General features: G+C 57.1%; 16 protein-coding genes. 11 read left to right on the top strand and 5 right to left on the bottom strand.

All coding sequences use genetic code 11. From position 1 onward, the window contains the following. Positions 1–756: an ArsA family ATPase gene (locus K8V32_RS08360; RefSeq protein WP_303905745.1), complete on the top strand. Its 756-nt coding sequence runs from the start codon at positions 1–3 to the stop codon at positions 754–756. A 48-nt stretch (positions 757–804) separates the two neighbouring features. On the opposite strand, the gene K8V32_RS08365 is transcribed toward K8V32_RS08360, so the two are convergent. Together K8V32_RS08365 and K8V32_RS08370 are read right to left on the bottom strand one after the other, a co-directional pair. Next, positions 805–1,461, bottom strand: coding sequence for a response regulator transcription factor (locus K8V32_RS08365; protein ID WP_524536719.1), 657 nt, complete (start codon positions 1,459–1,461; stop codon positions 805–807). Next, entirely contained in the window at positions 1,458–2,810 is a 1,353-nt protein-coding gene (locus K8V32_RS08370) for a sensor histidine kinase (protein WP_303905748.1), read from the bottom strand. The genes K8V32_RS08365 and K8V32_RS08370 overlap by 4 nt, the downstream gene beginning before the upstream one ends. An 83-nt stretch (positions 2,811–2,893) precedes the next feature. Here K8V32_RS08370 and K8V32_RS08375 point away from each other — a divergent pair, with 83 nt between their 5' ends. Together K8V32_RS08375 and K8V32_RS08380 are read left to right on the top strand one after the other, a co-directional pair. Beyond that, positions 2,894–4,063 carry an ABC transporter permease gene (locus tag K8V32_RS08375; RefSeq protein WP_303905751.1) on the top strand — a complete coding sequence of 390 codons (1,170 nt, stop codon included), beginning with the start codon at positions 2,894–2,896 and terminating at the stop codon, positions 4,061–4,063. A gap of 50 nt (positions 4,064–4,113) precedes the next feature. Then, on the top strand, positions 4,114–4,872 hold the full coding sequence (locus tag K8V32_RS08380) for an ABC transporter ATP-binding protein (protein WP_303905754.1): 759 nt from the start codon (positions 4,114–4,116) through the stop codon (positions 4,870–4,872). 148 nt (positions 4,873–5,020) lie between these two features. On the opposite strand, the gene K8V32_RS08385 is transcribed toward K8V32_RS08380, so the two are convergent. The 3 genes from K8V32_RS08385 to K8V32_RS08395 all read right to left on the bottom strand — a co-directional run bounded on the left by K8V32_RS08385 (position 5,021) and on the right by K8V32_RS08395 (position 8,878). Further along, positions 5,021–7,090 (bottom strand): HNH endonuclease signature motif containing protein, encoded by a 2,070-nt coding sequence (locus tag K8V32_RS08385; protein ID WP_303905757.1) that lies wholly within the window; start codon positions 7,088–7,090, stop codon positions 5,021–5,023. Positions 7,091–7,670: 580 nt separating this feature from the next. Continuing rightward, complete coding sequence (locus K8V32_RS08390) at positions 7,671–8,150, bottom strand: SPW repeat domain-containing protein (RefSeq protein WP_303905760.1); 480 nt, start codon at positions 8,148–8,150, stop codon at positions 7,671–7,673. 146 nt (positions 8,151–8,296) lie between these two features. Beyond that, positions 8,297–8,878: a HEAT repeat domain-containing protein gene (locus K8V32_RS08395; protein ID WP_303905763.1), complete on the bottom strand. Its 582-nt coding sequence runs from the start codon at positions 8,876–8,878 to the stop codon at positions 8,297–8,299. Positions 8,879–8,919: 41 nt separating this feature from the next. On the opposite strand from K8V32_RS08395, the gene K8V32_RS08400 reads away from it, so the two are divergent. The 8 genes from K8V32_RS08400 to K8V32_RS08435 all read left to right on the top strand — a co-directional run. After that, positions 8,920–9,879, top strand: a complete 960-nt coding sequence (locus K8V32_RS08400; RefSeq protein WP_303905766.1) for an acyl-CoA thioesterase — start codon at positions 8,920–8,922, stop codon at positions 9,877–9,879. 67 nt (positions 9,880–9,946) lie between these two features. Then, positions 9,947–11,626, top strand: coding sequence for an ABC transporter ATP-binding protein (locus tag K8V32_RS08405; RefSeq protein ID WP_303905769.1), 1,680 nt, complete (start codon positions 9,947–9,949; stop codon positions 11,624–11,626). Beyond that, positions 11,619–13,424 (top strand): ABC transporter ATP-binding protein, encoded by a 1,806-nt coding sequence (locus tag K8V32_RS08410; RefSeq protein ID WP_303905772.1) that lies wholly within the window; start codon positions 11,619–11,621, stop codon positions 13,422–13,424. Before K8V32_RS08405 ends, K8V32_RS08410 begins: the two co-directional genes overlap by 8 nt. Then, the gene (locus K8V32_RS08415) at positions 13,421–14,332 is read left to right on the top strand and encodes a CPBP family intramembrane glutamic endopeptidase (RefSeq protein WP_303905773.1); all 912 of its coding nucleotides are present in this window, start codon (positions 13,421–13,423) and stop codon (positions 14,330–14,332) included. The genes K8V32_RS08410 and K8V32_RS08415 overlap by 4 nt, the downstream gene beginning before the upstream one ends. A gap of 1 nt (position 14,333) precedes the next feature. Then, complete coding sequence (locus K8V32_RS08420; protein ID WP_303905775.1) at positions 14,334–15,665, top strand: MATE family efflux transporter; 1,332 nt, start codon at positions 14,334–14,336, stop codon at positions 15,663–15,665. A gap of 28 nt (positions 15,666–15,693) precedes the next feature. After that, positions 15,694–16,284 carry a hypothetical protein gene (locus tag K8V32_RS08425; RefSeq protein WP_303905778.1) on the top strand — a complete coding sequence of 197 codons (591 nt, stop codon included), beginning with the start codon at positions 15,694–15,696 and terminating at the stop codon, positions 16,282–16,284. Between the two features lie 184 nt (positions 16,285–16,468). Next, the gene (locus K8V32_RS08430; protein ID WP_303905781.1) at positions 16,469–16,882 is read left to right on the top strand and encodes a hypothetical protein; all 414 of its coding nucleotides are present in this window, start codon (positions 16,469–16,471) and stop codon (positions 16,880–16,882) included. A 14-nt stretch (positions 16,883–16,896) separates the two neighbouring features. After that, a partial coding sequence (locus K8V32_RS08435) for an alanine racemase (protein WP_303905784.1) occupies positions 16,897–17,930 on the top strand: 1,034 nt, incomplete at its 3' end.

Here is a 17,930-nt window from a genome sequence, read left to right on the forward strand (position 1 = left end):
TTGGATCCAGAACATGCTGCACAGCGGCATTTCGCCGACGTCGCCAGCACCGTCCGCTCCATGATGCCTGAACACCTCCACGGCGAGGTAGAACGGTATTTTCGTCACGCAATTGATTCGCCGGGGGCTCACGAGGCTGCGTTATTGGAACGCATTGCCGAACTGAGCCTTGATTCAAGTGATACGTGGGATACGATCATTTTTGACACGGCCCCCACTGGACACACGATCCGCTTGCTGGAAATGCCGCAACTTCTGACTGTCTGGGCAGAGGGCATGATGGGCCGGGCCAAAAAGACCGCACAATTTCACGCCGCAATGGAAGCCTTGCCGGGTGACACACAGTTTTCAGAACCGAGCCCTGTTGCTGAACGCAACGCAAAGATACGTGCGATTTTGGAGCGACGGGGCCAGCTGTTCCGAACATTTTATGCTGCGCTCACTTCGAAGAAGACAACTGGCTTCGTTATTGTGACGTTGGCTGAGCGAATGCCTGTGGCTGAAACACTTGAGCTGAAAGAACAGCTCAAGGACGCGAAAATCCCAATTGCAGGTGTTATTGTCAACCGTCGTTCGCCGTCGGACGCCGGAAAATTGCTTGCGCTGCGCAGACAGAACGAAGATGACCACCTATCAACACTGACCAAAAGCATGCAGAAAATTCCGGTAGTCCAAGTCGATCTTCAAGAACGCGAACCAACCGGTTTTCAGGCTCTGGAGGCTTTCTCGGAGCAGCTTTCCGCGTATCTCCAGTAGACCGGCGTCGTCACCAAGCAAAGCAGCAATACCTTTGTAATCTATTGGTTAGATGAGTCGCTGTGATCGAGCAGTGTCGATGGCCGCAGTCCGGTTGGTGACATTCAACTTTTGGTAAATATGCACCAGGTGGGTTTTTACGGTTGCTTCCGAAATGAACAGTGACTGGGCCAGTTGTTTATTTGTTGCACCCGTGGCCAAGAGCTCTAGCAGTTCTATTTCTCGCGAGGAAAGGCTCTGTTGTGGCTGCTGCATGCGGTGCATCAAGAGTGCAGCAATTTCGGTAGACAAAGTTTGCTTTCCTGCAGCAGTGTCGAGGATCGCCTGCCGCAATTTTTCGGGTTCGGCGTCTTTGAGCAAGTAGCCTTTGGCGCCGGCATCCACGGCGGCCATGACATCTGATTGCGTATCGTAAGTGGTCAAAATCAGCACCGGCGGGCCATTTTGCTCTTTGAGTCGCCGCGTCGTGGTAATCCCGTCCAAACCGGGCATCTCAATATCCATCACTACCACGTCGATTGCTTCGACGTCCGGGTCATTTTGCTGCCGGGAGGCTGTCACTATATCGAGTGCTTCTGCGCCATCGGCGGCTTCACCTACCACCCGGACACCGTCCAAGCCCTCTAATAATGCTCGTAACCCACTGCGTACCACCGGGTGGTCATCAACGAGCAGTACTCTGATGATTTGCACGGACTGGGTCACAAATCCTCCTGGACGGCGGGGAGCGTTGAGGCACTGGTCAGTGGAATGCGCGAGGCCACCACGGTGCCTTCACCCGGTGTCGACTCGACAGTCAGACTCCCATTGAGTACGGCCAAGCGTTGACGCAGCCCATAGAGTCCATATCCGCCGGATTCGCCGTCTGGGTGCTGGTCTGGTGGCACTGTAAATCCCGGATAGAACGCCTCAGGCATGGTAAAGCCGACGCCGTTATCAAAAATATCTACGGTCAATTCGTCGTCCCAAATTCCCACCGTGATGACTACTTGAGTGGCCTGGGCATGGGCGGCAACATTGCCCAACCCCACTTGAACCGTCCGCACCACAGCGGCACTGATCGGTGACGGTAATTGGGTCGGGGAGGTTTCTCCCTCCCACCGCAGGTGCATGCTCACCGGTTGGTGGCGCACCGCCAACTCTGTTTCATAACGTTTGGTCAACCGTTGCAGTTGGGTTCGCAGGGAGTCTGCTGGATCAGCTGTTCCGAGGTGTTGGATTAAACCACGGGCCTCAGTCAGATTGGCTGCCGCGGTTTCTTCAATCAACTCCAGGCTCTGCTGAGTAGGCGGCGAGAGTTCGTGAGACTGCCGGGCGGCGCGACTGACCAGCACAATCGAAGAGAACCCCTGGGCGAGGGTGTCATGAATTTCCCGTGCTAGGCGCTCGCGTTCTTCTAGCTGTCCGGCTCGATGTTCCGTGGCAGCCAGGTCAGTTTGAGCCGCCTGCAGTGCGGCGGCAACCCGTTGATGGTGTACTGCCTGGGCTAATAAGTGCCGATAGGCAGCCGAAATGAGCACAGCCAAAACAGCGCCGATGCCAGGACCAATAATTGTGGCTAGATCCGGCGGTTGGGGACCGGTCGCACGAACTGCATCCCACCACGGCAAGAGCCAAGTTGCTGCCCACAACAGCACAACGGCCACCACGCCGGCAACATTTCCCAGCAAATAGAGATAGAGAAACATCAGCGGGAATGCGACCCAAACGAAGGTTGGACTCAAAAATAACAGGACGAGCCACAACACAGTAATGGTACCCAGCCATGCCCAGCCCAATATTTTGGTGCGAGCATGGGCAGGTTTGGCATCGTGACGGTACCACCGGTATTCACGTGAAGTACCCAGCACATAGACCAGAGCCAGCACAGCAGCCAATAACGTGACCACCAACATTCGATGCATTGGCGGGGCGGCCACCGCACCGGATGGGAAGAAGGCTCGCACCAGGCCCAGCCCCAGTAACACCGCGAACATAACGTGCAAACCAACTCGCAGCACGCGCAGCACCGGAGAACGCTCTGGTGCTGCAAGGGATGTGGGCGTGGCAGTCATGTCTCTACCGTAGCGACAATCGGGTCAGACGGAATCAACCAAAAGGTTGACTACCAAATCAACCCATTCCACGATGTCGTTCTATGCGTGAAACAGCAGACTGGATTCACTACCGAAACCACCAAATTTTCAAAGGACACGATTCCATGTTTGTAGGCTTACGCGAAATACGAGAGGCCAAAGGGCGGTTCACGCTCATGGGCGCCGTCGTGGGGATGATCACCCTGTTGCTGGTGATGCTCACCGGGCTCACAGCGGGCCTGGGAGCCCAAAATACGGCGGGGCTCGCCGCGTTGGATCCAGCCGGCTACGTCTTCGGTAATGCTGCCATTGATGAGGCACCGGAAGACCTGACCTTTGTTGAATCATCGGTCACCAGCCAGGATCAGCAAGCCTGGGCCGCAACTGAAGGCGTTGACGACGCCGTGCCAGTGGGCATGGCACAGACCCTGCTAACCGCTGAATCCTCTGGGTCTGTTGCCGTTTGGGGCATACCGGAGGGCTCCGGCCTCGTTGAACACACCGCATCACCCGCACTACACGGTGCCACTGAACCCAGCGCGGACGGCGTGGTGCTGTCTGAATCCATTGCCGAAGACCAGAACTTGCACGTGGGCGACGCCGTGACCATCGGGCCCATTGATCTGACCGTTGAAGGCATTGTGGACGACCAATGGTATTCACACTCCGCCATTGTCTGGGTGACCACCGAATCCTGGCAGGCCATGACCCACGCAGAAGACCAAGTACTTGGCAACGTGCTGGCCATCTTTGGTACTGAAGACGCCACCGCCTGGGATGCAACTGTCGATTCCACCGCAACCGTGAACACGAGTGTTTCTGAATCATTCCAAGCTTTACCTGCTTACTCATCAGAATCTGGTTCGCTGACGATGATGCAAGGATTTCTCTACGCCATTTCAGCCTTGGTTATCGTTTCGTTTGTCACCGTCTGGACCATCCAGCGCACCCGAGATCTTGCTGTCCTCCGAGCCCTGGGTGCTTCCAGCGGCTACCTCATGAAAGATTCTCTTGGCCAAGCCGCCGTCATTCTGGCGGTCGGTGTTGTTGCCGGTGCAAGCCTGGGTGCCGGGCTCGGTGCGCTCGCGGCAACCGCTGTACCGGTGAGGTTGTCTGCACTGACCGTCATCTCCCCTGCCGTAGGCATCTGGGTCTTAGGAGTACTGGGTTCTGCCGTTGCAGTACGTCGTGTTTCAAAAGTCGACCCATTGTTAGCCCTGGGTGGCAACTAATTCCCGCAGCGCACTGTGCTGAATTTTTTGTGTTTTCGAAAGGATTATTCATGACTTCCACAACTCAACCCAACACTACTGTTGCAACAGCCATTGACCTGCATCAGGTGAGCCTGTTGTATCCGGACGGCCAAAACCCGGACGGTAGCCCACGAACCGTCGCAGCTTTGGATCAGGTGAACTTCACGGCCGCAAAAGGTGAGCTCACCGCTTTGGTCGGGGAATCGGGGTCAGGTAAATCCTCCCTGCTGTCGGTTATCGGAGCACTTGTGCGACCAACTTCCGGCACTGTGCTGGTGGGCGATACGAATGTTGAAAAGCTCGACGACGCCGAACAAGCGCAGTTGCGTCGCGACACCGTGGGGTTGATTTTCCAACAGCCCAATCTGCTTAGCGCCCTGGGTGTGCGAGACCAATTGCTGGTCACTGACCACTTGCGCGGCCTTGGCGGTAAGGAACTCAAACTGCGCAGGGCTCGTGCGGATGAGCTGCTTGACGTCGTTGGTTTAGCTGATATGGCCGACCGGAAAATCCATGCCCTATCTGGTGGACAACGCCAACGAGTGAACATTGCACGGGCGCTGATGGGGACTCCGCAAGTGTTGTTGGCCGATGAACCAACTTCCGCGCTGGATCAGTCGCGCTCGCATGACATTATGCAGCTGTTGAAAACGCTGACTGAAGAGTTCTCGGTCGCCACTGTCGTTGTTACCCATGATCGAGGGCTAGTGCAATATGCTGATCAAGAGGTGACTTTATCGGACGGTCGTGTCGTGTCCGCGGAACGAGTGGTAGCTAAGGCTATCTAATATGCTGGCTGTCAGGCGATCTAACGGTCAGGCTCGCTGCGATTGCGGATGATCTTTGGTCTGTTACCGCGTTGAGTCCGCTGAGCCTTGCACTGCAACGACGCAACGCGACCCTACAGGAATGAATAGACCTAGCTATATGGCAGCGTTAGAGCGCCCATTGAATATTGCGAAGCAGCGGTTGATAAGGATCTAACCATCGGGCTGGTTGGAAGTAGTGGGTGCCGTCAATGGTGTGGATCGTCCACTTGCCGTTATGCACTTGACTATGGTGGTAGGTGCAGAGGGTAATTCCATTATCGATGTCGGTTTTACCGCCAAACTCCCACGGCTTTATATGGTGGATATCGCACAAGGCAGCAACGATAGTGCACCCTGGAGCCCGGCATCCGCGATCGCGGGCAAGGATGGCGCGTCGTTGCGCACGATTGAAAAATCGTTTGGTGCGGTGCTGATTCAACACGCTGTGGTATTTGTTCCAGATTTGCCCAACGATTTCGGAATCGCAGGTCAGGATCTTAATATCCTGCGGGCGAATGGAACCGACATTCATGGCTTCAGAGATGAAACCTGTCCATGGTGGTGGACTCTGGCCAGCCTGGTGTCTGGGGTCATAGCAGACCCCTTGCTGGGTGCTTTCCGGGTCTGAACGTCGGATCTCTGGTGGCACAATGCTGCTCGGACCGCGGGGTCTTCGCAGCTTCTCGGGGAGCATGCCGATATCGAGTGTCTGATAGGCCGTTTCGATATCTTGAACGATATGCAGTGTTGATGAAGCCCCGTGTGCACGTTTGATAGCTAATTCTCCGGGCGGGAACTTGCGGATGGCACGGAATAGGCCGATAAATATTGCTCCGAGCAGTTGCCCCGGTGATAGTTTCTCTATGTGATCGAGTTCTTCTTGGGTGACAGGGTCACCATTGGAATCTTTCGCTACTACCGAGTCTGGATCCTGATCGATTGTCAGATCTTCTAAGTTCGATGCATCGGGATCATAGAGCGGCTCGGTGTCGAACTCTCCTACATTTGATTCCTGATTGGTAGCTGTCGATGCATTGTCGTTGGTGGGCTCCTGTGAATCTGCGGTATCGGTTTGTGGTTTCGCTTCTTCTTGCTTCTGATCGAACAGAAATGCTTTGAGGTTGTCGTCAACTTTGACGGGTGCCCCATTTTTGTTGAGCTGTTCGAGAGCGAAACTCTTGTACTCAGCGAATACAGCTGGAGACATATGCATCCAAGCTTTGCCGGAGCCATCTGAATAGGCTTGATCTCGAAGAACATTGTCGGCTTGCTTGCGGAAAGCTTCTTCTAACGGTGGACCATCAGAGCAGATGTGATGAGCAATGGTGTCGGCCCAGCGTTTTCGCGCGGTATTGAACGCATCAGGATTTGAAGTCTCTGCTGCTTCGACGAGTGTGGGTTCAAACGCTATAAGCGCGGCATCCTTGTACCCTAGATCGGCTCCGACCTTCCTGGTGTACTTGGTGAGGTCGGCATCCATCCGAATGATCCGATCCAAGTTTTCTCCTGAGACCTTCCCGTCTTTAAACGATTCAGCGAGGTTTGAAAGCTTCGGCTGGTTCTCCTCCGCAGAGGGATTGATGCCAGCCTTCCACGTCACGTACTCTATGCGGGCGTGAATTTGCTTCGTCTTAGTTCGGGAGAACCGCAGGACCTCTTTGAAGTACTCTGTACTATTTTTATAGGCCACAACTCCCACAGGGCTGCCGAAGTATTCGGGCTGTGAAGAAAATGCTGGCTGAAGCTGGCGGCAGAAGTGGGTGACGACAGCGTCTTGGGCATTTTCTAATTGCCGGGTGATTTCAGCAAAAATCGGTATAGTATCCCAAATATTTTCCGGGCTTTGTGGAACTGGTGGATTAGGAACAGCGTTGCCCTGTTGTTCGTCCGTCTTTTCATGCGCGACTGGTTCATCAGAATGTTCTTCATCTGCAGTGGCCTGACTATCCGAGGGGTCTTTTGACCGTGTATTGGATGTGCCGTTAAAACCCGACCAATCTTCACCAGCTGCCAAGGTGTACTGTGCGAATTCGTGAAAGGATGCAGGTTCTGCAGCACGCGCGACCAACTGATTCTTGAAAAACAAAGTCACGTAAGCCAACTGCGTGACGCTCAGATCATCGACAAATGACAGATCCGCGTGCTCAGGCAGAGGTACCTCGACACCAACGTCAGGTAATGAAGTGGTGACATCCATGATGCGACCCTCTCAGTGAACAACAGCTAATCAAGTTTGAGGTAACGGTGCTCCTCGGACCGCATCTGTAGCAATCAGTCAGTTTGAATCAGTGACTTTTCAAAATTTCCTATTGACGCCATTCTACCTAAAAAATGTAGCTAAGGCTATGACGAAGATATGATTGTTTAACACTTTTATGTATAAAAATGGCTTCTATACCATTGTCAACTATCTTTATGTTGGATTAGCCGCTTTAATGTGGATAACATGCATTTTATCTGAAGTTTTCCACATCCGTGGACAACACGGTTGCAAGAGTTCTCTGCATCAGGTAGTAGCCCTGCATCGCTTAGTGCAGCTCATGTGCACCTGCAGTGTCGCGACTGTATTTCAATGCTGTGTTAATGACTAATAACTTTGGGTAGCTGCCCAGTCAGGGCGGTTGAGGTGGCGTGCCCAACCGGCAACGTGTTACGAGGAGCTTTAGACCGTCATCGACACTGTGTTAAAGAGGGAGTAGGCAGCATTTTGACGCATAAAACAAGCGGTACCCATCCGTGGGGTACCGCTTGTCCGGACTGCGAGAGCGCCTTGAACTTTATGCAAGTTGATATTCGTGTGGATTGGTCGCTGACCGGCCTGAGCGGTTTCGGTACGACGCAATCACGGCCAGGATGACCAATGCGGCTCCAACCATCCAGGAAGTCAACATCGCTGTACGTTCCTCTACGTGCGCGCCAAAGAGTGCCGAGAGGAATACTAAGACGCCGAGTACCATTTTCACGAACTCAGCTAATGTGGAGGATGCCGTCGTTCCTGCCCAGAGGGACGCGACGGTGACCAGGACTCCTAGTGTCACCCACAGTGCGGTCGGTGCACCCGGGATCCATAGATATGCCAGGGCTAGGTAGATGCCAAGTAGGACGCTCAGCCAATCCTGCCAAGCTGCCCAGCGCCGTCTGTTTCCAATGGTGGCTTCGTGGACTAACGGATGATGGATCGTGCTAGGGGAACCCGTTTTCTGCACCGGCACATTGGTTTTGGATTTTACGGGTGGATTAGCGTTTTTCTTCGCCATGAGCTTCGCCTCCAAAATCTACATAGAACATGTTTCACTGTTGGCTCTTTAAGCAATGGCGCTAGTTCTATTGTAGCCCTACTACTCCAGGGCCACCATGGACGACGTAGGCGCGCTAAGTCGATGAAACGTCAGCCGGTTGCATCTTAGTACCGTGGTGCGGTGGCAATATCAGGCCGGTTGTGGCGGTTGGCGATCTCGCCGAGGGCATCTTCAGCAGCAGCGGCTAAGAAGGAATTCGGATCCATGACTAACCGCTGCAGACGGTCAATGGCCACGTCATGCTGTGGGGTAGCCGTTACGCCAATGGCTCGAGCGGCGGCCATGCGCACGTGCGGGTAGGCGTCGTCGGTGAGCAGTTCGACGAGTTTATCGACGTGGGCAAGTTCGTGGTGGCCAACGAGTTGGGCGGCAATTTCACGAACCTGCCAATCGTCGTCGTCCAAAGCAATAATGACGGCGTCCTCGGCCTTATGATGCCAGGCGTGGAGCAGGGCTTGGCCGGCCCAGACGCGTGCCATATAGGGTTCGATGGCGTCCATGCCACCGAGCAGCTTGATGTCGGGATCGTGTTCGGCGTCGGGGGTTGTTTCCTGCGATAACAGGCGCATAGCCCAGTCGACCAGGGTCGTATAACCTAGGGTCTCAACCGCCGTGGCAATGCGTGTCGTGACGGCTGTGGAAAAGTGATCTGGGCGGTTAGCTGAAGACGATACAGAATAGGACATGTCTCTATTGTGCACACATTGCAGGTGGTAGTTTAGGGATTATGCGCTCGCGAAGTTCGATTACCCTCCACTTCCGGGCTGAAGCGTATGATCATCCTTCGGGCTACGTGGACGCCGGTACCGTTATGAGCTGGCTGGATAAGGCCGGTTATGCTGCCGCAGCCACTTGGGCGGGCTCGAATGTGCAGGCCACCTATATTGGCAACATGAAATTCGGCCACCCGGTTCCGGTGGATACCCAGATTACTGCTCAGGCGCGCCTTATTTACACGGAGAATACCGAAATACATGTTCAGGGCCGATTGACCCTGCCAGAGGTTTTGGACGTCGACGGCGAACCAACCGTGGCCACGTGGGTTGTTATGGTCTATGAGGCCGTTGATGCCAAGGGGAAACCGAAACAGGTCAAGCCGTGGGAGCCGCGCACCGACGCCGGTCATAAGCGTCGCGAGGCAGCTAAGGCTCGCTCAATTGAACATGCCCGCGGTGAAGACGCGTTGGGACAGGTGTCGTTTCCGGATCCAGCCGAAACCACCGCCGAAGTCGTGTTGCTGTGCTTTATTGCCCACGCCGCCCAAGTGACTCCCGGATTTCGACTCCAGGGTGGTACGCTGATGAACTGGCTCGATGAGGCTGCGTTTGTGTGTGCCTCGCGCTGGGCGGGTAAACAGGCGGTTGCGGTATTTGCCGGCGGGGTGCAGTTCTACCACGGGGTATACGTGGGCGACGTCGTCGAAATTGAAGCACGTATTGTCCACACCACGGAGCGTTCGATGTACCTGGTGGTGCGTGCTTGGAGTGGTAAACCTGAACAGCGCGATTTGCGTCCGGTGGCCCAATCGATTGCGATTATGGTCGTGGCCGAGGAGGGTAAGGCCGAGCCGATCCCGAGTTGGCAGCCGGCAACCGAGGCAGAAAAACTATTGCAACACCGCACCATTGAGCTGGTGTCGATGCGAAATAAGAACGTTTATGAGTGGTCGACGGTAGAAGTACCCTGACCGGGTAGGAAAGACTCTTTTGCTCAAACTCCTGGCGCGTTTTGCACGCCCATATAGTGGTCATTTGATGGCCGTGGTCGTCCTGCAACTGGCAACAGTGGGCGCCATTTTGTTTTTACCGGCACTCAATGCCCAGATCATTGACGACGGGATTGCCACCGGTAACACCGACGTGATCTGGAAGTTGGGCGGTGTGATGCTCGCCGTGGCGCTGATCCAATTGGCCGCATCCGTTGGTTCGGTGTGGTTCGCCGCAATTGCTTCGATGTCGATCGGACGCGATCTGCGCGCTGAAATCTTCCGACGGGTCTCGAGGTTCTCCGGTTACCAAATGTCTCAATTTGGGCCCGCAACCCTGATCACGCGCGCCACCAACGACGTCCAACAGTTGCAAATGGTCACGCTGATGGGCATGAGCCTGTTGGTGATGGCACCGATTATGGGGATCGGGGGTGTGGCCATGGCGATGCGTGAGGACGCCGGATTGTCGTGGCTGGTGTGGATCGCAGCTCCCGTGGTTATTGTGATCATGATCTTGGCCGCGCTGAAGATGATGCCGCTGTTCCGACAAATGCAAGAGGCCATTGACGACGTCAACCACACCCTGCGCGAGCAAATCACCGGGATGCGTGTGGTGCGGGCGTTTGTGCGCGAGGATTATGAAACCGCCCGGTTCACCAAGGCCAATCAGCACCTGACGGATCTGGCGATCGGGGTGGGTAAGATTTTCGTGCTACTGTTCCCGCTCATTTCACTGGTGCTGCACGGCGCGACTGCCGCGGTGTTGTGGTTTGGCGGGTTGCGCGTGGACGCCGGCCTGGTTGAGGTCGGCTCGCTGACGGCGTTTATGCAGTACCTATTGCAGATTTTGATGGCCGTGATGATGGCCACGATGATTTTCTTGATGATCCCGCGTGCGATGGTTTCGGCCAAGCGCATCACCGAGGTGCTGGCCACCGAACCCGAACTGACCGAAGGCACCTTTGAGCCCGAGGACCCGGCGGGCCAGCTCGAGTTCCGCAACGTGACGTATGCGTATCCGGGGGCGGATATGCCGGTATTAGAAGACATCAACTTCAGTGCCGCGCCCGGCCAGACGGTAGGTATTATCGGCTCCACCGGGTCGGGCAAGACCACGCTGCTGAACCTCATTCCGCGACTGACCGACACCACCGCTGGTGAGGTGTTGATCGACGGTGTCCCGCTGCCCGAATACTCGCGCCAGGCCCTATCGAATATCGTGGGGATGGTGCCGCAAAAGGCCTACCTCTTTTCGGGTACGGTGGCTTCCAATATGCGATTCGGCGCACCGGATGCCACTGATGACGACGTCTGGGCTGCCCTGCAGACCGCTCAAGCCGCAGATTTTGTGTCCGTGCGAGAAACCAAGGACGACGTCGGACTGCACTCGGCCATTGCCCAGGGCGGCACGGATGTTTCCGGCGGGCAGCGCCAGCGCTTGGCCATCGGGCGTGCTCTGGCCGCAAAACCAAAGATTTACCTCTTTGACGACTCGTTTTCGGCACTGGACGCCACCACGGATGCCAAACTCCGCGCCGCGCTGGCCGACCAACTGGCCGATGCAACCATCCTGATTGTTGCCCAACGCGTGGCCACGATCCGTGACGCCGACCGCATCCTAGTGCTGGAACACGGTCGGATTGTCGGCGACGGAACCCACGACCAACTGCTGAAAACCAATACCGTGTATCAACAAATTGTTGAATCGCAGGTGGGCCATGACTGAAACCACCGACGCCCCAGAGCTGCAAGAAACCGCCGATCCGGGCCGCAAACCCAAAGCGTTCTGGCCGGCCATGCGCCGGTTGGCCGCCGTCTTTGCCCCCTATAAAACCAAATTCGTCTTCGCCGTCGTCCTCACCGTCATCTCCGTTGCACTGCAAGTGTGGGCACCGCTGGTGCTGGGGGACGCCGTCAACGTGCTTTTCCACACCGAGGGTATTAACTTCGCGCTATTGGGTGAACTGATCACCCGGGTGCTGGCCATGTACGTCGTCGCGATGGGCCTGATGTGGTGGCAGGGACGCATCCTGATCATCATCGGGGTGGAAATCACCTACCTGCTGCGCCAGGATGTGGAACGCAAACTGCACCGGGTGCCCACCAACTGGTTCGACGGCACCCAGCGTGGTGACCTGTTATCGCGCACCACCAACGACGTCGATAACATTCAAAACGCGGTGCAACAGACTGTCTCGTCCATCCTCAATGGCGTGTTGACGATCATCGGCATCACGATCATGATGTTTTCGATCTCCTGGCAGCTGGCACTGATCGCGCTGATTGCGGTGCCGATTGCCGCGGTGGTGGTGGGCATTATCGGCCAGCGGGCCCAGAAATTGTTCTCCGCCCAATGGGCCAACACCGGCAAACTCAACGGCCACATTGAAGAAGCCTTCACCGGTCACGACGTCATCACCTTATTCAACCGGCAAGACGCGATGATTCAAGAATTTGATACCCGCAATGACGACGTCTACCAGGCCAGCTATAAGGCCCAGTTCGTGTCCGGCATGATCCACCCGATCATGCAGTGGGTGACGTATTTGGGCTATGTCGGCATCGCGGTTGTCGGCGCACTGCAGGTCTCCGCCGGGCGTCTGCCGCTGGGGTCGGTCACCGCGTTTATTCAGTACTCGCGCGAATTCAACCAGCCGTTGGGCCAGCTGGCCGGGCTGGCGAATATGATTATCTCCGCGGTCGCCTCGGCCGAACGCGTCTTCGAATTCCTCGACGCCGAAGAAGAAACCCAAGAAGACGACCAACTGCCCGAGGTCACCGGGGCCGTGGAATTCGTCAATGTGCGTTTCGGTTACGATCAGCACGCCCCGCTGATCACCAACCTGAACCTGAAGGTTGAACCCGGCCAACTGGTGGCTATTGTTGGGCCCACCGGTGCCGGCAAGACCACCCTGGTCAACCTGCTGATGCGCTTCTACGACGTCGACGCCGGACAGATTTTGCTGGATGGCACCGATATTGCCACCGTCTCGCGGTCCGCGCTGCGTCACCCGATTGGCATGGTGTTACAAGATGCGGTGCTGTTTTCCGGCACGATCAAGCACAACATCGCCTACGGTAACCCGGATGCCACCGAGGACCAGATCATCGCCGCCGCCCAGGCTGCACGTGCCGATCACTTCATCAATCAGCTGCCCAACGGGTACGACACCGAGGTCAGCCTGGACTCGGATGCCATCTCCACCGGGGAACGCCAGTTGCTGACCATCGCCCGGGCGTTCTTATCCAATCCGCGCCTGCTGATTCTGGACGAGGCGACGTCATCGGTGGACACCCGCACCGAAGCACTCATCCAGGAAGCATTAGCGAAACTCCAACAGGGCCGAACCTCCTTTGTGATCGCGCACCGATTGTCCACAATTCGTGCCGCCGATGTGATTGTGGTGATGGACGCCGGCGACGTCGTTGAACAAGGCACCCACGCCCAGTTACTTGCAGCCCGTGGAATGTACCATGACTTATACACGGCCCAAACCCAACAGCACATTGAAGGAGGCCGGTGAGTAACCCGACCTACGGTAGCAATCCGCACCAGAACCCGTATCCGGTTGGCTGGCCGGGACAATATCCCACCGGCTGGCCCAACACCCCGCCCGGAACCAAACGCCGGCGCGGACAAGCCGACCCCGATGACCCCACGGCATCGGATCCGGGCAAATTTCACTGGGGCGATCTGCTCGGGCTGATCGTCTACATTGGCGGGTTCCTGTTTGGCGGGATGCTGTTCGTCTTCGCGATCCCGGGTGTAACCGAATTCGGCGCGAACATGTACGGCTACGATCCGGTAAGCTTCCAAGAGGTCTTATCCGCAGACCAGGTACCCGGCTGGTTCTTGATGTACTCCAATGTGGTGCTTTACGGAATAGCAGGGATCGTACTGCTGGCCGTCTCCTGGCGCGCATTTGCGCGTTCCTTCCGCTGGTTTGCTACCTGGTGGTGGCTCAAAGTTCTGCTGCTGCCGGTCATCTGGCTGTCAACCCTGTTCTTCACCGCGGTGGTGCTGATGGTCTCCGGCCAAGAACCTGATATCTCTGCCAACCAGCAAGCCGTACAAGAAGCCGCGGGCGAATCCAGCCTGTGGATGTCAATTCTCATCCTGGGGCTGGTGGGCCCATTCGTTGAAGAATACATTTTCCGCCACATCCTGATCGGTAAACTCTCCCGCTATATTTCCGTGTGGATCACCGTGCCGATCTCGATTATCGCCTTCACCCTGCTGCATTTCATCTCCGACCCGGAGACCACCTTTGCCAGCATGGTCCCCTATTTGTCCATGGCAATCGCCTTTACCGCGGTGTACCTGCTGTCCAAAAAATCTTTCGCCTATGCGTGGCTGGCGCACGCGTTTAACAACGTGATGTCCGTGCTGGTCATGGAAATCCAATTCGCAGAAATGGCCACCATTATCTGACATGACGACGACGTCGCAACGGCCGTTATCGCGCCAGATCCTCTCCCTTGCCGTGCCGGCCTTCGGCGCGCTGATCGCCGAACCGCTGTTTCTGCTCGCCGACACCGCCATGATCGGACGTCTCGGCGCCGCAGAACTGGCCGGCGTGGGCTTGGCCGCGGCCATTGTCCAAACCGCCACCGGGGTGTTGATCTTCCTGGCCTATTCGACCACCCCGGCCGTGGCCCGATTCCTGGGCGCCGGCCAACTACATAACGCCCTGGCCCGCGGCCGCGACGGCATCTGGCTGGGCTTAGGCCTAGGAGCCGTGCTCGCCGTCATCGGCTGGTTCGCCGCCCCACTGCTGGCCAAAATTGCTACCCAAGACGCCGCACCACACGCCATCAACTACCTGCAGTACTCAATGCTCGGACTGCCCGCCATGCTCGCCGTACTGGCCGCAACCGGGGTACTGCGCGGCCTGCAAGACGCCAAAACCCCGCTGATTGTGGCCGGTGCCGGTTTCGGGCTCAACATTCTGGGCAACTACCTGCTGATCTACGTGCTGGGCCTCGGCGTCATCGGCTCAGCCCTGGGCACCTCGGTTATCCAGTGGCTCATGTTGGCCGTCTACGCCGCCATCCTCATCCCGCGCATGCGCAAATATGACGTCGGTTTTGCCCCAACGACGGCGGGCCTACGCGCCACCGCCCAGGTCGGTTCCTGGCTGCTCGTGCGCTCCGCCTCGGTGCGCGTGGCGATCATGGCCACCGTGCTCACCGCAACCTCTTTGGGCACCGAAGTATTAGCCGCCCACCAGATCGTGTTCAACGTGTATTCCACCATGGCCTTTGCCCTAGATGCCCTGGCCATCGCCGCCCAAGCGCTGATCGGCAAAGAACTGGGTGCCTCCAATGTGCCCACGGTGCGAGCCTTGACCTCCACCATGATCCGCTGGTCATTTGGCTTCGGTGTTATCACCGGGCTGCTGCTGGGAGCCACCGCCGTCTGGCTGCCATATGCCTTCACCACCGATCCGGCCGTCATTGAAGCCACCACCGCCGGGCTGATTGTGCTGGCCGTGTCACAACCGCTGTCCGGATACGTATTTGTCCTCGACGGGATTCTCATGGGCGCAGGGGACGCCAAATATTTGGGCCTGATCGGTATTGCCAACATTGTGATCTACCTGCCGGCACTGGCCGGACTCGCCAGCCTGGCCACCAACGCAACCCACATCGGTGCGGTGGCCTACGTGTGGATCGGATTTGCCGGGGTATTCATGGCCGCCCGCGCCCTGGGCCTGTGGTTACGCATCCGCAAGGACACCTGGATTCGTCTCGGCGCCCACTAAGTGTTCGCGTGAGTAGAATGGAGCAGCCATGAGTCAAAAAATAGCCCCCGATATCACCGCCGTCATGTACCGTCCGGTCCTGATCCGCGCCGTAATCGCCCTGATCTTCGGTATTGCCACGTTCATTCTTCAGGAACCCACCGACGCCGTCGTCAACTACGGTGCCACCATCTTCTTATTATTCTCTGGTTCCGCAATGTGGGAATACCTGCGCCGCGAACCCGTGCCCGAAGGTATGCGAACCCCGCTGTCACTGGTGGCCGCCGTATGGATGCTTGCCGCGCTCACCCTGGTCGCAGTGCAATTGGGCGGACTATCACAGACCGTTACCTGGGCCGTCATCGCCGCCGGACTCGGGCTGTCCGGGGTGGCCGAATTATGGGCCTTTAGCTGGCGGAAAACCTTCGCCCCGGCCCGCGACCACCTCATTGCAGGCATCACCGGTGTTGTCACGGCCATATTATTGATCACCATGGACGTCGACTACCACCGCATCTTTGGGATTACCGGAACCTATGCCCTGATCACCGGGGTGCTGTTTGGTATCACGGGGCTGGGCTACTGGCTCGACACCCGCAAAGCCATCACAGAAGACGGTTTTACCCCACCCGCGCCGTAGTGCCACACACCCTGTGCCATCGCAGCCAATTTCCTGTCCCGGTATGCAATCACCTATGCTTCACGTCATAACGGACCGTCAAATTTCGCCCACAGCCCGGCAGTTCTACGTTGAGTAAAACTAGCGACTAGAATACATCTGATTCGAGATTTTAAAGGAGCATCTGGGTCACCCAGAACACACCATGACAGACTCACCTAAAAAACCACGCGGCGGATTTAAAGGCGGCATCAAGGGCCCCCTGGTTTTTTCCTTCGTGTTGGGGATCATTGCGTTCGTCGTGGCCACCCTGACGTCTACCGGCGGCCTGAATAACCCGGACCGTCCCTTACGCGTTGACATCGGACTCATCTCATTCGGCATCGCCTTCGCCTCAACCCTGGTTGTTGTTGCCCTGCTACAACTGACCGGTCGCGAAAACCCCGACCACATCTCCGAAGGCTCCGGAATCAACCGCTCCTCAGAAGAACTCCACCGCGCCGCGGTTGCCCGCGCCCGCGAACGCATGCGCCGCGAACGTGAAGAAGCCCAAGGCCGCACCACAACAGATCAGCCTGGCGACGACGCCGCAGACACCAATACCGACGACGCCAACTAACCTTCGGAACCATCATGTGGGAATTTGATCTCAACCGGCTACCCCACACTCCCGTGCTCGTCATTGACGAAGCCTTACTCGATGCCAATATTGCAGCCATGGCAGAGTTCGCCGCCGCCAAGCACCTGACGCTTCGACCCCACGCGAAAACGCATAAAATCGCTCAGATCGCCCGCAAACAACTCGCCGCCGGAAGCCCCGGATTATCCGTGGCTACCCTGGGCGAGGCCAAATACTTTTTCGACGCCGGCGTGACTGACCTATTCATCGCCTACCCGGTGTGGGCTACCCATAATGACGCCGACCTGCTGACCCAGCTGGCAACTGAAGCCACCCTTGCCGTTGGCACCGACTCGACTGCCGCCGTGCACCAACTTGCCGATGTGACCGGTGAGCATCCCGGCGTGGAACTCATGATCGAATTGAACTCGGGGCATAACCGCTCCGGCGTCTTCCCCGATCAGGTCGTGCCCATCGCCCAAGCCATTACCGAACGCAACATGACCCTGCGCGGGGTCTTTACGTTCCCCGGGCACAGTTACGCCCCGGACGCGCAGAATACTGCTGCCGCAGATGAATCCGAAACACTGCGCGCTGCCCAACGCGAACTTACCGCGGCAGGATTTGAAATCACCGTGCTGTCAGGTGGCTCCTCACCCTCAGCCACCGCAACTGTGGACAATGGTGTCACTGAGATCCGCCCGGGCGTCTATGTTTTTGGCGATGCCCAACAGGTTGAACTGGGTCGTATCGGTTTCGAAGATATCGCCCTGACCGTCGTCACCACGGTCGTATCGCGCCACGAAGCCCACGGAAATGCGCCGGCCCGAATTATTGTGGACGCCGGATCGAAAATCCTTGCCACCGACCGGGCGCCGTGGGCCACCGGCCACGGCAGAGTGCTCGGCCACCCGGATGCCCGCATCACCGCCCTTTCTGAACATCACGGCACGATCATCTGGGACGACGATCAGCTGCCCGCCATCGGCACGCGTTTACAAGTCATCCCGAATCACGTGTGCGTTGCCGTGAACTTGGTTGACGAGGT

The organism is Enteractinococcus helveticum (assembly GCF_020742345.1).
GTDB lineage: Bacteria > Actinomycetota > Actinomycetes > Actinomycetales > Micrococcaceae > Yaniella > Yaniella helvetica_A.

Excerpts from the sequence above, each read along its gene's own strand:
- K8V32_RS08385 (WP_303905757.1), bottom strand. The coding sequence starts at position 7,090 with ATGGATGTCACCACTTCATTACCTGACGTTGGTGTCGAGGTACCTCTG.
- K8V32_RS08425 (WP_303905778.1), top strand. The coding sequence starts at position 15,694 with ATGAGTCAAAAAATAGCCCCCGATATCACCGCCGTCATGTACCGTCCG.
- K8V32_RS08400 (WP_303905766.1), top strand. The coding sequence starts at position 8,920 with ATGCGCTCGCGAAGTTCGATTACCCTCCACTTCCGGGCTGAAGCGTAT.
- K8V32_RS08405 (WP_303905769.1), top strand. The coding sequence starts at position 9,947 with ATGGCCGTGGTCGTCCTGCAACTGGCAACAGTGGGCGCCATTTTGTTT.
- K8V32_RS08395 (WP_303905763.1), bottom strand. The coding sequence starts at position 8,878 with ATGTCCTATTCTGTATCGTCTTCAGCTAACCGCCCAGATCACTTTTCC.
- K8V32_RS08390 (WP_303905760.1), bottom strand. The coding sequence starts at position 8,150 with ATGGCGAAGAAAAACGCTAATCCACCCGTAAAATCCAAAACCAATGTG.
- K8V32_RS08380 (WP_303905754.1), top strand. The coding sequence starts at position 4,114 with ATGACTTCCACAACTCAACCCAACACTACTGTTGCAACAGCCATTGAC.
- K8V32_RS08410 (WP_303905772.1), top strand. The coding sequence starts at position 11,619 with ATGACTGAAACCACCGACGCCCCAGAGCTGCAAGAAACCGCCGATCCG.
- K8V32_RS08420 (WP_303905775.1), top strand. The coding sequence starts at position 14,334 with ATGACGACGACGTCGCAACGGCCGTTATCGCGCCAGATCCTCTCCCTT.
- K8V32_RS08370 (WP_303905748.1), bottom strand. The coding sequence starts at position 2,810 with ATGACTGCCACGCCCACATCCCTTGCAGCACCAGAGCGTTCTCCGGTG.
- K8V32_RS08375 (WP_303905751.1), top strand. The coding sequence starts at position 2,894 with ATGCGTGAAACAGCAGACTGGATTCACTACCGAAACCACCAAATTTTC.
- K8V32_RS08430 (WP_303905781.1), top strand. The coding sequence starts at position 16,469 with ATGACAGACTCACCTAAAAAACCACGCGGCGGATTTAAAGGCGGCATC.